This is a genomic window from Halobaculum gomorrense, assembly GCF_900129775.1.
Lineage (GTDB): Archaea > Halobacteriota > Halobacteria > Halobacteriales > Haloferacaceae > Halobaculum > Halobaculum gomorrense.
Genome location: NZ_FQWV01000004.1, coordinates 256046 through 269439 on the forward strand (window position 1 = coordinate 256046; position 13394 = coordinate 269439).

The following is a 13394-nucleotide window of genomic DNA, read 5'->3' on the forward strand; positions in this document are numbered from 1 at the left end:
GGCAACGGCCCCTCATACCTATGGACTCCATCGTTGAGGACGCGATCAACGAGGCTGAGGAGGAGGCCGGGGAGCCGGGGGACAACGGGACCTCCGCCGATCCGGCGGCCGCCGAGGTCGAGGGCGACGCCGCGGCGAGATCGCCCGACTCTGGCGGCGACTCCTCGCGAACGGGGAAGATGACCGACGAGGAGCTTCAGGACGTTCTGAAGGACCTCCAGACGAACATCACCGTCGTCGGGTGCGGCGGCGCCGGCGGCAACACGGTGAACCGGATGCACGAGGAGGGTATCCACGGCGCGACGCTCGTGGCGGCCAACACCGACGTGCAGCACCTCGTCAACATCGAGGCGGACACGAAAATCCTGATGGGGCAGGAGAAGACCCAGGGCCGCGGCGCCGGGTCGCTCCCGCAGGTCGGCGAGGAGGCGGCCATCGAGTCGCAGTCGGAGATCCGCGAGTCGCTCGACGGCTCCGACATGGTGTTCGTCACCGCCGGACTCGGCGGCGGCACCGGCACCGGCTCGGCGCCCGTCGTCGCGAAGGCGGCCCGCGAGATCGGCGCGCTCACCATCGCCATCGTCACGACGCCGTTCACCGCCGAGGGCGAGGTGCGACGCACCAACGCGGAGGCGGGCCTCGAACGCCTCCGCGACGTGGCCGACACCGTGATCGTCGTCCCCAACGACCGCCTGCTCGACGCCGTCGGGAAGCTCCCCGTCCGCCAGGCGTTCAAGATCTCAGACGAGGTGCTGATGCGCTCGGTGAAGGGCATCACCGAACTCATCACCAAGCCCGGCCTCGTGAACCTCGACTTCGCCGACGTTCGCACCGTCATGGAGAAGGGCGGCGTCGCGATGATCGGTCTCGGCGAGTCCGACTCCGACACGAAGGCGCAGGAGTCCGTCCAGTCGGCGCTCCGCTCGCCGCTGCTTGACGTCGATATCTCCGGGGCCAACTCCGCGCTCGTCAACGTTACCGGCGGCTCCGACATGTCCATCGAGGAGGCCGAGGGCGTCGTCGAAGAGATCTACGACCGGATCGACCCCGACGCGCGGATCATCTGGGGGACATCGATCGACGAGGAACTCGACGGCTCGATGCGCACGATGATAGTCGTCACCGGCGTCGACTCCCCGCAGATCTACGGCCGGAACGAGGCCGCCCAGGCGACCGCCGGCGACCGCCTCGAAGACATCGACTACGTCGAGTAACGCACCCGCTCGTCCCGACGACGGAGTCCCACGGCGTCGACTCCCCGCCTGCGGTTCCCTCCGCGCTCCGGTCTTCGGTTTCCCACGCCCGATGTTCGCCAGCCGACGCGCCGTCCCGCGTGCGTCGCCGTGACGGACGCTTCGCCGGCAGAGCAACAGATATAGAAGGTGCGGCGAAGTACGCCCGGTAACCATGGATGTCAAGTATGACCTGACAAGCTACGTCAGGGTGCTCAAACTGGCGAGCACGCCCTCCTGGGAGGAGTTCTCCCAGATATCCAAGATCGCCGGTGCAGGCATCTTCCTCGTCGGGTTCCTCGGATTCGTCATCTTCGCGGTCATGTCGGTCGTCACCGGGGGGATCTGACGGTGCCCATCTACTCCGTCAAGACCACCGCCAGCCAGGAGCGCACCGTCGCGGACATGATCGCGAGCAAGGAGATGGCCGAGATCCACGCCGTGCTCGCGCCCGATCAGCTCACCAGCTACGTGATGGTCGAGGCGGACAGCGACGCGATCATCCGCCGCGTGCTGGAGGAGGTGCCCCACGCCCGCGGGCTCGTCGAGGGCCCCGGCGGCGAGGCCGGCCAGTCGTCGATGTCCGAGGTCGAGCACTTCCTCTCGCCGACGCCGGACGTGGAGGGGATCGCCGAGGGCGACATCGTCGAGCTGATCGCCGGCCCGTTCAAAGGCGAGAAGGCACAGGTGCAGCGCATCGACGAGGGGAAAGACCAGGTGACCGTCGAGCTGTACGAGGCGACCGTCCCCATTCCGGTGACGGTGCGCGGCGACCAGATCCGCGTGCTCGACAGCGACGAGCGCTGACCCGCTCGCAGCACCGTCCGATCTCTTATTTTTCGGCCGAAGGGTCACTCCACCGTCTGCGACACGGGAACCGGCGACGTGGCGCTCAGACAGCGCCGTCGACGCGCTCGACGATCCGGTCCAGATCCGCGATGTCCTCGATGTCGGCTTTGATCCGCTCGCGCTCGCGGACATCGTCGGAGTCGGCGTCGTACGCGCGGACGAACTCGGCGCGGGTGTGCTCGTCGAGGGCGTGACGGATCGCGAAGTACCCGTCGGGGACGACGGCGCCACACACCTGACACTCGTGTCGCTCGTGTGCGGTCGTCTGGTGGACGATGGCGTCCTCGACCGCGTCGAACGCCGCGTCGCACCCATCGAGGCCACAGGCCCACCGGGACATACCCGCACGCAGAGGATAGACTCGCTTAAGCGTTCCCGTGGGGCCGCGGTGATTCGCCCGCTGTCTGCCTTTTCGGCTCCACTCCGAAGCGGAATCCATAACGTCGACGCGGTCGACCTCCGGGTGTGAGCGGAGGACCGACGCGGGTCGACCCCCACGTCAAAGTGCTCGACGAGCGCGTTGTTGAGCGGGCGCGAGAGTCGGGTATCGACACGCTCGTGTACGCCCCCCACTTCACGCGGCTCCCGGAGATCCGCGAGCGCGCCGAGCGGTTCTCGACCGACGAGGTCACCGTGGTGCCGGCCCGGGAAGTGTTCACCGGCGACTGGGGGAACCGCCGCCACCTCCTCGCGGTCGGACTGGACGACCCGGTCCCGGACTTCATCACCTTCGAGGCGGCGCTGGCGGAGTTCGAGCGTCAGGACGCGGCCGTAATCGTCCCGCACCCGGCGTTCATGAACGTGAGTCTCACCCGCGCCGAGGTGGGCGCCTACCGCGACCGCGTCGACGCCGTGGAGACGTACAACGCCAAGCTGTTCGACCACCAGAACGACCGCGGTCGCCGTATCGCCGAGGCGTTCGACATCCCCGGCTTCGGCTCGTCGTACGCGCACCTCCGCGGAACCGTTGGCGCAGCGTGGACCGAGTTCGAAGACGATGTTCGGGGGGAAGAGGCACTTGTGGTGGCGCTACAGGGGGGCGCTGCCCGCTCGGTCGTAAAACGAACCGACCCCGCGACACGCCTGCGCCGACTGGTGGAGTTTACCCACCTCGGGTACGAGAACTCGTGGGGGAAACTCGATCGCCTGCTCCTCTCGGGGATGGAGGCGACCCACCCTCGACACATCGCCTACGACGGGCGATTCGACGACGTGACCGTCTACTGATCGGCGGCCGCGGCGCCGCGTTTCACACCGAGGCGCGTCTACACCGGCAAGCCGGCGAGGACGGCCGCGACCGCCTCGCGCGGCGTCCCCGTGTTCAAGTCGACGAGGAAGTACTGGACGGCCGCCAGCGCGGCGAGCTCGCCGAGCGTGATGACGACGGTGAGCGCGTCCGCCCGGCTGCTGGAGGTCGTGACGCCGACCGGGAGTCCGTACTCGGTCTTCGTCACCGGATAAAACAACGCGATGCCGCGCTTGCTGCCGACCACGTCGAGGAGGTAGTGCGTCGCGACGCCGATCCAGACGAACTGGAGGTTCCCGAAGTAGATCGGGTACGCCACGATAACGCCGAGGACGGGGAGGTTGTGGAGCGTCTTGCGGTGCTTGCCGAAGGCGGTGTCCACGTCGGGGAACAGGGCACCGAGCACGAGCGGGACGAACAGTTCGGCGATGGTGACAAACGTCTCCATGTCGCCTGACGGACGGAGGATGTACGCCAGTCCGATCGCGAGCAGCACCGCGTTCAGCACGTGGCCCTTCTTGTTCACGACTCCACGTGCCGCCGCGACGACCAAATCGTTTCGGCTCCTCGATCGGACCTGACCGGCGTCACGCGGTAGGGTCGCCATACCGGCAGGGACTCGCGCCGCCCGCTACCGGCGCTCGTCGACCGCGGCAAAGAGATCGGAAAGTGCTCGCCGCGCGATCTGCGATTTGATCTCGGTCCGCGTCCCGTCCAACTCGTAGCGCTCGACGGTCGCGCCGCTCTCGCCAGCCCCCCACTCGCCGGCGAACGCGACGCCGATGAAGACCGTTCCGACCGGCTTCTGGTCGCTCCCCCCGTCCGGACCGGCGATGCCGGTTGTGGAGACGCCCCAGTCGACACCGGCGGTGTCGCGGACGCCCCGGGCCATCGCGCGGGCGACGGATTCGGAGACGGCCCCCTCCTCGTCGAGGAACTCTCGCGGCACCGCGAGCTCCTCCAGCTTCGCGTCGTAGCTGTAGGTGACGACCGAGCGGTCGAAGTAGTCGCTGGAGCCGGGCACGTCGGTCACAAGCGACCCGATCAGGCCGCCGGTGCACGACTCGGCGGTCGCGATCGTCTGGTCGGCGTCACGGAGTGCGTCGCCGACGCGCTCCTCGACGGGCGGGTCGGATTCGGACTCGCACATAGGCTCTGATCGCCCGGCGACGGCTTAAGACCGCGGGAGTGAAGGAGCGACGGCTCGCAGTACCGCTGAGAAGCCGTGCACTACGAGCGTCCGCAGTTCTTCCACGTGATGCAGTATGCCGCGTCCGCCGACCGGGACGTGGTGGACATGGTGTCGGGCAACCCCGACTGGGAGCCGCCCACCGCGCTTCGCGACGGGCTGCGCGAGTACGCCGACGCCGACCCGGACGAGTTCCAGTACCCGCCCAGCGAGGGGCTCCGTGACCTCCGCGAGGAGATCGCCGCCCGTCGGAACGTCGACGCCGATCGGATCGTCGTCACCAACGGGACGGGTGAAGCGAACTACCTCGCGATGGCCGCGGCGATGGACCGCGACGCCGGCTCCGAGGTCCTCTTGACCGACCCCGTCTACCCGTACTACCCGGGGAAAGCCGAACTCCTCGGCGGCGACGCGACGCTCGTTCCGACCGAGCGCGACGGCTCTATCCACCCCGAGCGCTTCCGGGAGGCTGCGAGCGAAGAGACCGGGCTCATCCTCGTGAACACGCCGAACAATCCGACCGGTGCGGTGTACGACCGCGAGACGGTCGCGGAGCTCGAACGCGTCGCCGCGGAGGTCGACGCGACGCTCGTCGTCGATGAGGTGTACGACCACTTCGATTTCACCGGGGAGTTCGAATCGGCGCTGACGCTTGACAGCGACCGCGTGATCGTGACGACCGGCTACTCCAAGTCCATGGCGATCACCGGCTTTCGCGTCGGCTACGCGGTGCTCCCCGAGCGGCTCGTCGACGCCGCGAAGACCCGGCACATGCTCGTCAACGTCGCCACCTCGCGCCCGCCGCAGGCCGCCGTGTTGCGGGCGCTCCGGGAGACGGACGCCGACTACTACGCCGACGTGCGCGCGATGCTGCGCGAGCGCGTGACGATGTTCACCGACGCCCTCGACGCCGCGGGCGCCGAGTACACGACGCCGGAGGGTGCGTTCTACGTCCTCGCGCGCTTCGAGGACTTCCCCGGAACCATGGAAAACGCCAAGCGACTGATTGACGAGGCCGGCGTCGCCGGGATGCCGGGCGAGACCTTCGGCTCGGCGCGCGGCGAGTGGCTCCGGTTCGCGCTCGTGACCCCGCGCGTCGAGGAGGCGGCCGCACGGCTGGCCGACTACTTCGCGTAGCCGACGACGGGACCGGTCTGATCGCTCGCTCTCGTTGCTCGGCCCCGGGCGCTCCGACGGCACGCGAGGGGCGACGCGGACTGCGGGTCGGCGGCGCCGACCCCGTGCGTCCGGGACGGGGTGGTACCGGTATCGTATTTTAACCGTCGGACGGTCCGACTGCCGCGCGCTCGGTCGCCCCGCGACCAACGGATAGACAAGTTCTCGCCCCCTCGCTCCCGGCAATGAGCGACATCGACGTGGAGCCGGTCGATGAGATCGACGACCCCGACGAGCACGCGGACGCCGGCGGGGCCGACAGTGGCAGCGGCGACGGCGCCGCACCGTCGTCGCGAATGGGCGCCGAGATCGACGTGCGCGGTGCCGCCGGTCTCGACGCCCCCGACGCGCCCGAGTACGTCCTCTACGGCGGGAAAGGCGGCGTCGGCAAAACGACGTGCGCGGCCGCGACGGCCCTGGCGAGCGCGCACGACGGCGTCGCGACGCTGGTCGTGTCGACCGACCCGGCGCACTCGCTGTCCGACACGCTCGACACCGACATTCCCGCGCACCCCTCGCGCATCCGCGAGGACGTTCCGCTGTACGCCGCGGAGATCGACCCCGACGCGGCGATGGAGGAGGGGATGTTCGGCGCGGGGATGACGACCGGCGGGGGCGGCGCCGACGGAGCGGCCGGCGGCGACGAGTCAGCGGGCGGCCCGGCCGGTTCGACCGGCGGCGAGAGCCCCCTCGGCGGCCTCGGCGGGATGGGCGAGGCGATGACCGACTCGCCGATGGGGGAGATGTTCGGCGGGACGATGCCCGGCGCCGACGAGGCCGCGGCGATGCGCCAACTGCTGGAGCACCTCGACGACCCGCGCTTCGACCGCGTCGTCGTCGACACCGCGCCGACCGGACACACCCTCCGCCTGCTCCAACTGCCCGAGACGCTCGATTCGATGGTCGGCCGGATCATGAAGATCAAGCAGCAGTTCTCCGGGATGATGGACGGAATGAAGGGGATGTTCGGGATGGGCGACAACACCGCCGCCGAGCCAGACCTCGACGAGCTGAAAGAGCGCATCACCCGACTGCGCGAGACGCTGCAGGACCCCTCGAAGACGGACTTCCGGGTCGTGATGGTGCCGGAGGAGATGAGCGTCGTCGAGTCCGAGCGCCTCGTCTCTCGGCTCGACGAGTTCTCCATCCCGGTGAACACGCTGGTCGTGAACCGCGTGACGGAGGACCCCCGCGAGGTCGCGGCGTTCGGCGACGACGTCGACCCCTCGTGGATCGTCACGCCGAACCTGGAGGACTGTGAGTTCTGCCAGCGCCGGTGGGAGGTCCAACAGAACAGCCTCTCGAAGGCGACCGACCTCTACCGGGGCCGCGACGTGAAACGCGTCCCCCTGCTCGCCGACGAGGTGCGCGGCGAGGACGCCCTCCGCGTCGTCGCTGCCTGCCTCGCCTGAGCGGGACGGTTACGTCGGGTCATCGTCGCCGGCGAGTTCCCGAGCGATCTCCAGCGCCGCGGCGACGTGCTCGTCGGCCGCCTCGTCCTCGGTGTCGCCGGCCTCGCGGAGCAGGCGGACGACGTGGCCCGCGCGCTCGCGAACGGTCTCCGGCTCGGCGGGTCGATCCGCGAGGTCGCGTGCGACGGCCTCCGCCTCTCCGAGGCGTGCGCTCGCGGCGCGGGCGATCGGCCGCTCGGCGGTCGCAGCGAGGTGCTCGTAGAGCGCGTTGAGCCGGTCGTCGATCCCCCCGTCGTCGTCGTCCGTCACGGGCTCACGACAGCTTCGAGGCGAACGACCACAGCGAGTCCGCGATCCGCGTCGGGACGAGCCGGCCGACCTCCGCGACCGTCGCGAGCGGGCCGACCGGGTAGCGAGCGGGCGGCTTCGTCGAGCTCGCGGCGTCGACGATATCCTCGGCGACGCGCTCCGGTTCGACGGCCGCGAACCCGCCGCCGCCGATGGCGTCGTAGTCCTCGAACAGCTCGTAGAACGACTCGTAGGCGCCCGACCGCTCGATTCCTTCGATCTCCGACTCGACGCGGTCCTCGAAGGAGGTCTCGACGGGACCGGGCTCGATCAGCGAGACGGTGATGCCGTACTCGCGGACCTCGTTGCGGAGGGCGTCGCTCATCGCCTCCAGCGCGTACTTCGAGCCGCAGTAGACGCCGCCGCCCGGGAAGGAGACTCGCCCGGCCGCCGAGGAGACGTTCACGATGGCGCCGTCCTCGCGGCGCCGCATCGCGGGCAGCACCTCGCGGATCAGCCGGTGAGGGCCGTACACGTTCACCTCGAACTGGTCGCGGACGGCGTCGGTCGGCACGTCCTCGACGGGACCCATCTGACCGTAGCCGGCGTTGTTGACGAGCGCGTCGATGCGCCCTTCCTCGTCGAGCATCCGGTCGACGACGCGCTCGATGTCCTCGGCGTCGGTCACGTCGAGCGTCGCGATCCGGCAGTCGTCGTGGTCGCCGAGCGTCTGGATGTCGGCCGGGTTGCGCGCCGTCGCGTACACCGTCCACTCCTCCTCGAGGAAGGCCTTCGCGCTCGCCCGTCCGATGCCGGACGAGCACCCCGTGATGAGCACGGTCCTGGTCATGTCACCGGTCTCGGGGGCCCCGAAGTTAACTCCCGCCGTCTCGTCGGCGCGGGACTCCGTCGCCCTCACCCGTCTCCGCGTCCTCAGCCGTCTCGGTCGTCGGCGACCTCGGCTTTCGCCTCGTCGGCGTACGCGTCCGCGAGCCTGGTCGGCTCGGGCAGCTTGTAGCCGTCGCACAGCGCCGCGACGAGGTCGACCGTCGTCTCGCTGCTCACCCGGTGACCGGGGCTCACGTACAGCGGATTGATCACCGGCGAGGAGTCGTACTGCCGTGACTGGTAGGCGTACCCGATCGCCGTCCCCGCCGGCGCGTCGACCGAGCCGTCAGCGACGATCGGCGTCCGCCAGCCGGCGGGCCTGCCGTCGACGCTCGCCTCGGGCGTTCCACACAGCAGCGACTTCGCGACGCCGACGGCGGGCGCGTCGAACAGCACGCCGACGTGGACGGCGATTCCGGCCTGCTGGTAGTGGATCCGGCCACTCCCGTCGAGGACGTACAGGTCCGGCTCTGACTCCAGCGTCGCCAGCGCGTCGACGATCGGACCGCCCTCCCGGAAGGCGAGCAGGCCGGGGATGTACGGGATCGACAGGTCCGTCAGCGCGTACGTGCGTTCGATCACCTCGTCGCCGCGGCGCACGACGACCGCCGACACCACGCGGTCATCGAGGAACGCCTGATCGACGCCGGCGACGAGTGGCGGGTCGCCAGACGGGTCCGGGTCGCGCGGATCCGGATCGATGCCGACGCTCCCGGGATCGAACGGGAGATCGTCCGCGAACCGGGCCGCGTCTGCGATGTCGCGCTGGAGCGCCTCCATCGCGTCGCGGTCGAGCGCGGGGTCCGGGAGATACGCGGGACGGACGGGATCGACCATCGTCAGTCAGAACGGTCCGCGACCGCCGCCGCCGAGTCCGCCCCCGCCGCTGCCGATCTGGTTGGGCACGTTCCGACGGCCGTCGGCGACGGTCGCGTACAGGACGCCGAGGACGAGTCCCGAGAGGTGGGCGGCGTGGGCGATACCGCCGAGTGAGCCCGCCGAGAACACGCCGAACACCGACAGCGCGGCGTAGAGGAGCGTGATCGTTCGGATCTTCAGCGGGATCGGCGGGATGAGCAGCATCACCTTGAGGTTCGGGTTCACGACCGAGAGGAAGCCCATCACCGCCATGATCGCACCCGAGGCCCCGTAGACGCCGCTCGTGAGCGGGCTGCCGAGCAGCAGGCCAGTCCCGATCTGTGCGAGCCCCGCGACCGCGCCGGTCACGAGGAACATCCCGGCGAACCGCTTCGAGCCGAGGTAGCGCTCGACCAGCGGCCCGAAGAAGTACAGCGCGATCGAGTTACCGGCGATGTGGAAGAAGGCGTTCGGGGAGTGCGCGAACACCGAGGTGACCACCGTCCAGACGTTGCCCCGGATGAGGTTCGCGCCGCTGAGGACGAACAACTCGGTGAAGGTCCCGCCACCGAGCGTGAAGATGACGGCGAACTCGGCGGCGAAGGTGATCCACATCAACGCGAGGAACACGTACGTCATGTTTCCCCGGAACGCGCCCGCGATCCCGCCGGTCCCCGCCTCGCGGTCGATCCGCGACTTCACACGGGCACCGACGCCCCCGTCGGACCCGCTCTCCTCGACGCCGTCATCGAAGCTAGAATCGAACACTCCGCCCGGATCGTTCCACTCGCCCAGCCCCGGACAGTCGTGGTTCTCTGGGAGGCGGTGTTCCGCACAGAAGGTCTGTCCGCAGCGTCTGCACTGGTACGGGAGATTCTCGTACTCGCCGCACTCCGCGCACTTCGCCATTACCCGCCTTAGCCGCGGGCGGGGTATATGTCTGCCCCCTCCGGGATCCGAACGCGCACCCGCGCGGTGACTCGCTTGTCGAACGCCGGCACGTCGGGAGGGTCGAGGTGGTCACGCGTCGTCGCCAGCGCGGTCGTCGCCGGGGTCGTCGCCGGGGCCGACGCCGGCCTCGTTGGCCTCGTCGGCGTCGACCGCGTCTCGGTCGGCGGTCGGATCGTCGCCGCGGGCGGCGTTCGTCGGGACGACGGTCACGTGGTCGATGCCGACGGCGGGCTGTTTCGCGGCCATGTTCGGGTACATCTTGCCGGTCGCACCACAAAAGATTACTCATGAGCATAATGTATGCACGGGAGCGGAGCCATGCTCACGGCTAATCCCAACGGATCGAGAACACCGAAAACGGCAGGATTCGGAGCGTTACGCGAACTTCTCGTCGTAGAGGTCTTGGGCGTGCTCGATGGCGTCCATCGCGGCCTGCTTGTCCTCCCAGCCCAGCGTCTCGACTTCCTTGCCCTCCTCGAGGTTCTTGTAGGTCTGGAAGAATTCGTCGATCTCGTCGATCTGCTGTTGCGGGATGTCTTCCAGGTCTTCGATGTGGTCGTACCGGGGATCCTCGCTCGGGACGGCGATGACCTTGTCGTCCTGCTCGCCGTCGTCGTCCATCTTCATCAGGGCGACGGGACGAGCTTCGATAACACAGCCCGGGAACGTCTGGTCTTCGACGAGCACGAGCACGTCGAAGGGGTCCTCGTCGTCGTAGTACGACCGCGGGATGAAGCCGTAGTCCGAGGGGTAGTGGACGTTCGAGTGCAGGACGCGGTCGAGCATCACGCCGGGAATGTCTTTGTCGTACTCGTACTTGTTACGCTCGCCCTTCAGACACTCCACGACGGCGTAGATCTCCTCGGGGGCGTTCGGGCCCGTCTCGAGGTCTTCCCAGAGGTTCGTCATGCGCCTGAGGGTTCCGCCAACGCGAGCAAAGACCTTTCGGCACGCAGTCGGCGTCGGCTCCCCTCGGTGGCTCGATCGATCTGCTTGCATTCGCGCGCGGTGCGCCTGGGGTCACCCCTGAAGATTCTTCAAAGAGTACTTGTGTCCGCTTCCCCGAATAATATCGCCCGAGGAATTATATGCGTTCTCGCCGTCCATTCTGGATAAGCGATTGACAAGCTGGGGGGATGAGAGCGAAGACGATTGTCGATATAGTGGCTTCTCAGACCTTCTATATCCAGAATTGATGTTGTGGTTGGTAACAATTAAATACTCCCATGACTTCCAATCCAATGACCATGTCAGAGGCACAAGCGGAAGCAGAAGTGGGTAGCATCGCGCGGGACCTCACCGCGTTCCAGCAGAACATCCTCGTCATCCTCTCGGAGGAGGCGATGTACGGACTCGCGATCAAGCGCGAGCTCGAAAGCTACTACGACGCCGAGGTCAACCACGGTCGGCTGTACCCCAACCTGGACGACCTCGTCGAGCTGGGGCTCGTCGAAAAGAGCGAACTCGACAAGCGGACGAACCAGTACGAACTGACTATGACTGGTCAAAATGCCGTCCTGGACCGTCTGAACTGGGTTGTCGGCAAGTACGCCACCGACGGGGACCGCGCTGACGACGTTCGCGAACTCGTCGACGCTGCGCTCGACGCGTAGACACACGCGTCACCGAAACGATCACTCGCGGGGCGTCACCGCCCGGACGGGCTCACAAGGGAGTCCGCTCGTCCGCGGCCTCGAAGACGTGCCGCAGCGACGCTCGAACGGCGTCGCGCTGTTCTTCCGACGGCCACGCGTTGCGCGGGTAGTACTCGTTGAGGAACTCCTGTACCTCGTCGGCGTCGGCCGAGTCCATCGGTCGCGCGTAGTGGTTGCCCATGAAGTCGGCGAACGCCCGCGCGTTCGCCGCGTGGGTCTCGCCGTATTCCTCGGCGATCTGCTCGACGAGCGCGGCGTTGTGAGCTTCGATCTCGGACCAGTCGTCCGGGTCGCCCGGCCCCGATAGCGACACCTCGACGGCGCGGTCGGTGTCCTCGATGCGGTCGATCTGCACGGTCCCGTCCTCGATCCACTCGTCGGGGTGGCACACGAGGGTGTCGTCCTCGTCGCGGACGCGGGCGGTGAAGCCGTACTCGGCGAGTCGCTCGGCGCGGTCCGCACGATAGGCGTCCGCCTCCGCGTCGTCGACGGCCTCGCGGGCCAGTCGGGTGAGCCGCTCGGCGGCGTCGACGGTCGGTTCGGGGAGCTCCTCGTCCCACCCGTCGCCGTCCGCTTCGGCGCCGGCTGTTTCGGCGCCGTCGCCGTGTTCGTCGGTCGATACCGTTCGCGTCGCATCGGCTGTGTCGTCTTGGTGGTCCATCTCAGGCCTCGAACGCTTCGTTCGCCAACTCGTCGGCGCGCTCGTTTATCTCTCTCGGGACGTGTTCGATGCTCCAGCGGTCGAACCGCTCCAGCAGCTCCAACGCCCGGACGCGCTTTTCGCGCAGTCCGGGGTCGTTCACGTCCCACTCCCCGCGGATCTGCTTGACGAGTAACTGGGAGTCACCGCGCACGTCGGCCTCGTCGAGGCCGTAGTCGACGGCCGCCTCCAGCGCTCTGACCAGCGCCTCGTACTCCGCCTTGTTGTTGGTCGTGTCGGGGATCCGCTCGCTCCCCTCCGCGACGATGCCGTCGCTCGTGACGATCGCCCAGCCGACGGCCGCGGGACCTGGGTTCCCCCTCGACGCGCCGTCGAAGTAGACGTGTCCGCGGCCGCCCCCCTCGCGGACGAGCGCGGCGAGCCGCTGCGGGTCGCCTCCCTGGACGACGACCTTGTCGTCGTACGCCACCGCGACGGCGCCGTCGCGTTCGGCGCGCCACCGCTCGTGGTCGGTGTTGCCCGCGTCCACCTCGACGCCCGCCTCTGTCAGCCGTCGGCGGGCCGCCTCGGGGTCGCAGTCGATGACCGGCATACTCGTCGTTGGCGGGGGACGGGGAGAAAGCGTTGCCATCGCCACAAAGCCTTATTTGTCTGTATCCGGACAGGATATAAATACGATGACAGGGCCTACCCGGCAGCGGGACGAACGCGAGCGACGGCAGTGGACCGGCTCTGAGCGTGCCGGCGAGTCGGCGGCCAAAGCGGAAGCGGTAGCGGATGAAAAAGAACGCGACGAGGTCGACCCCGAGGAGTTCGACGAGGAAGACCTCGTCCGCACGGCTGACGACGAACTGATGCACGAACCGACGGGGCTCATCGTCGAGGAGGACCACGTCGACCGTGGGCCGGAGTGGCGGGCGTTCAACCACTCCGAGCGGCAGTCAAAGTCGCGGGTCGGCGCGCCCGTGACCGAGACGATGCACGACAAG

Annotated in this window: 18 protein-coding genes and 1 pseudogene; 8 read left to right on the top strand and 11 right to left on the bottom strand. The window is 68.4% G+C overall.

Annotated elements, in window-relative coordinates; all coding sequences use genetic code 11:
- Positions 1-20: 20 nt before the first annotated feature.
- The 3 genes from ftsZ (at position 21) to BUE16_RS09645 (ending at position 2039) form a co-directional block, all read left to right on the top strand.
- A complete protein-coding gene (gene ftsZ, locus BUE16_RS09635) occupies positions 21-1214 on the top strand; it encodes a cell division protein FtsZ (RefSeq protein ID WP_073309028.1) in 1194 nt (397 codons plus the stop codon).
- Positions 1215-1407: 193 nt separating this feature from the next.
- A complete protein-coding gene (locus BUE16_RS09640; protein ID WP_073309030.1) occupies positions 1408-1581 on the top strand; it encodes a protein translocase SEC61 complex subunit gamma in 174 nt (57 codons plus the stop codon).
- Between the two features lie 2 nt (positions 1582-1583).
- A complete protein-coding gene (locus tag BUE16_RS09645) occupies positions 1584-2039 on the top strand; it encodes a transcription elongation factor Spt5 (protein WP_073309032.1) in 456 nt (151 codons plus the stop codon).
- A gap of 85 nt (positions 2040-2124) precedes the next feature.
- On the opposite strand, the gene BUE16_RS09650 is transcribed toward BUE16_RS09645, so the two are convergent.
- Complete coding sequence (locus tag BUE16_RS09650) at positions 2125-2421, bottom strand: DUF7565 family protein (RefSeq protein WP_073309034.1); 297 nt, start codon at positions 2419-2421, stop codon at positions 2125-2127.
- Between the two features lie 125 nt (positions 2422-2546).
- On the opposite strand from BUE16_RS09650, the gene BUE16_RS09655 reads away from it, so the two are divergent.
- Complete coding sequence (locus tag BUE16_RS09655; RefSeq protein WP_073309036.1) at positions 2547-3308, top strand: PHP-associated domain-containing protein; 762 nt, start codon at positions 2547-2549, stop codon at positions 3306-3308.
- 38 nt (positions 3309-3346) lie between these two features.
- Here the strand turns inward: BUE16_RS09655 and BUE16_RS09660 are convergent, their stop codons facing one another.
- Both BUE16_RS09660 and BUE16_RS09665 read right to left on the bottom strand, forming a co-directional pair.
- Positions 3347-3853 carry a metal-dependent hydrolase gene (locus BUE16_RS09660; protein ID WP_073309038.1) on the bottom strand — a complete coding sequence of 169 codons (507 nt, stop codon included), beginning with the start codon at positions 3851-3853 and terminating at the stop codon, positions 3347-3349.
- Between the two features lie 105 nt (positions 3854-3958).
- Positions 3959-4477, bottom strand: a complete 519-nt coding sequence (locus tag BUE16_RS09665) for a CinA family protein (protein WP_073309040.1) — start codon at positions 4475-4477, stop codon at positions 3959-3961.
- 75 nt (positions 4478-4552) lie between these two features.
- On the opposite strand from BUE16_RS09665, the gene BUE16_RS09670 reads away from it, so the two are divergent.
- Positions 4553-5653 carry a pyridoxal phosphate-dependent aminotransferase gene (locus BUE16_RS09670; protein ID WP_073309042.1) on the top strand — a complete coding sequence of 367 codons (1101 nt, stop codon included), beginning with the start codon at positions 4553-4555 and terminating at the stop codon, positions 5651-5653.
- Between the two features lie 224 nt (positions 5654-5877).
- Entirely contained in the window at positions 5878-7104 is a 1227-nt protein-coding gene (locus BUE16_RS09675) for an ArsA family ATPase (protein WP_073309044.1), read from the top strand.
- A 9-nt stretch (positions 7105-7113) separates the two neighbouring features.
- Here the strand turns inward: BUE16_RS09675 and BUE16_RS09680 are convergent, their stop codons facing one another.
- The 6 genes from BUE16_RS09680 to BUE16_RS09705 all read right to left on the bottom strand — a co-directional run bounded on the left by BUE16_RS09680 (position 7114) and on the right by BUE16_RS09705 (position 10998).
- Positions 7114-7413, bottom strand: coding sequence for a hypothetical protein (locus BUE16_RS09680; RefSeq protein WP_073309046.1), 300 nt, complete (start codon positions 7411-7413; stop codon positions 7114-7116).
- 4 nt (positions 7414-7417) lie between these two features.
- Entirely contained in the window at positions 7418-8242 is an 825-nt protein-coding gene (locus BUE16_RS09685; RefSeq protein ID WP_073309048.1) for an SDR family oxidoreductase, read from the bottom strand.
- A gap of 83 nt (positions 8243-8325) precedes the next feature.
- On the bottom strand, positions 8326-9117 hold the full coding sequence (locus tag BUE16_RS09690) for an endonuclease V (RefSeq protein WP_073309050.1): 792 nt from the start codon (positions 9115-9117) through the stop codon (positions 8326-8328).
- A gap of 6 nt (positions 9118-9123) precedes the next feature.
- A complete protein-coding gene (locus BUE16_RS09695; RefSeq protein ID WP_073309053.1) occupies positions 9124-10047 on the bottom strand; it encodes a rhomboid family intramembrane serine protease in 924 nt (307 codons plus the stop codon).
- Between the two features lie 111 nt (positions 10048-10158).
- Positions 10159-10335, bottom strand: coding sequence for a hypothetical protein (locus BUE16_RS16950; RefSeq protein ID WP_200778410.1), 177 nt, complete (start codon positions 10333-10335; stop codon positions 10159-10161).
- A gap of 129 nt (positions 10336-10464) precedes the next feature.
- Positions 10465-10998 carry an inorganic diphosphatase gene (locus BUE16_RS09705; RefSeq protein WP_073309057.1) on the bottom strand — a complete coding sequence of 178 codons (534 nt, stop codon included), beginning with the start codon at positions 10996-10998 and terminating at the stop codon, positions 10465-10467.
- Between the two features lie 338 nt (positions 10999-11336).
- Here BUE16_RS09705 and BUE16_RS09710 point away from each other — a divergent pair, with 338 nt between their 5' ends.
- Positions 11337-11702 (top strand): PadR family transcriptional regulator, encoded by a 366-nt coding sequence (locus BUE16_RS09710; RefSeq protein WP_073309110.1) that lies wholly within the window; start codon positions 11337-11339, stop codon positions 11700-11702.
- A 52-nt stretch (positions 11703-11754) separates the two neighbouring features.
- On the opposite strand, the gene BUE16_RS09715 is transcribed toward BUE16_RS09710, so the two are convergent.
- Entirely contained in the window at positions 11755-12405 is a 651-nt protein-coding gene (locus BUE16_RS09715; RefSeq protein ID WP_234972374.1) for a DUF7108 family protein, read from the bottom strand.
- Position 12406: 1 nt separating this feature from the next.
- Positions 12407-12997, bottom strand: coding sequence for a ribonuclease HI (rnhA, locus tag BUE16_RS09720; protein ID WP_073309058.1), 591 nt, complete (start codon positions 12995-12997; stop codon positions 12407-12409).
- An 85-nt stretch (positions 12998-13082) separates the two neighbouring features.
- Here rnhA and BUE16_RS09725 point away from each other — a divergent pair.
- Positions 13083-13394 (top strand): annotated as a pseudogene (locus tag BUE16_RS09725) (transcription initiation factor IIB); the annotation flags it as partial.

Excerpts from the sequence above, each read along its gene's own strand:
- ftsZ (WP_073309028.1), top strand. The coding sequence starts at position 21 with ATGGACTCCATCGTTGAGGACGCGATCAACGAGGCTGAGGAGGAGGCC.
- BUE16_RS09640 (WP_073309030.1), top strand. The coding sequence starts at position 1,408 with ATGGATGTCAAGTATGACCTGACAAGCTACGTCAGGGTGCTCAAACTG.
- BUE16_RS09650 (WP_073309034.1), bottom strand. The coding sequence starts at position 2,421 with ATGTCCCGGTGGGCCTGTGGCCTCGATGGGTGCGACGCGGCGTTCGAC.
- BUE16_RS09665 (WP_073309040.1), bottom strand. The coding sequence starts at position 4,477 with ATGTGCGAGTCCGAATCCGACCCGCCCGTCGAGGAGCGCGTCGGCGAC.
- BUE16_RS09675 (WP_073309044.1), top strand. The coding sequence starts at position 5,878 with ATGAGCGACATCGACGTGGAGCCGGTCGATGAGATCGACGACCCCGAC.
- BUE16_RS09685 (WP_073309048.1), bottom strand. The coding sequence starts at position 8,242 with ATGACCAGGACCGTGCTCATCACGGGGTGCTCGTCCGGCATCGGACGG.
- BUE16_RS09690 (WP_073309050.1), bottom strand. The coding sequence starts at position 9,117 with ATGGTCGATCCCGTCCGTCCCGCGTATCTCCCGGACCCCGCGCTCGAC.
- BUE16_RS09695 (WP_073309053.1), bottom strand. The coding sequence starts at position 10,047 with ATGGCGAAGTGCGCGGAGTGCGGCGAGTACGAGAATCTCCCGTACCAG.
- BUE16_RS16950 (WP_200778410.1), bottom strand. The coding sequence starts at position 10,335 with ATGGCCGCGAAACAGCCCGCCGTCGGCATCGACCACGTGACCGTCGTC.
- BUE16_RS09705 (WP_073309057.1), bottom strand. The coding sequence starts at position 10,998 with ATGACGAACCTCTGGGAAGACCTCGAGACGGGCCCGAACGCCCCCGAG.
- BUE16_RS09710 (WP_073309110.1), top strand. The coding sequence starts at position 11,337 with ATGTCAGAGGCACAAGCGGAAGCAGAAGTGGGTAGCATCGCGCGGGAC.
- BUE16_RS09715 (WP_234972374.1), bottom strand. The coding sequence starts at position 12,405 with ATGGACCACCAAGACGACACAGCCGATGCGACGCGAACGGTATCGACC.
- rnhA (WP_073309058.1), bottom strand. The coding sequence starts at position 12,997 with ATGCCGGTCATCGACTGCGACCCCGAGGCGGCCCGCCGACGGCTGACA.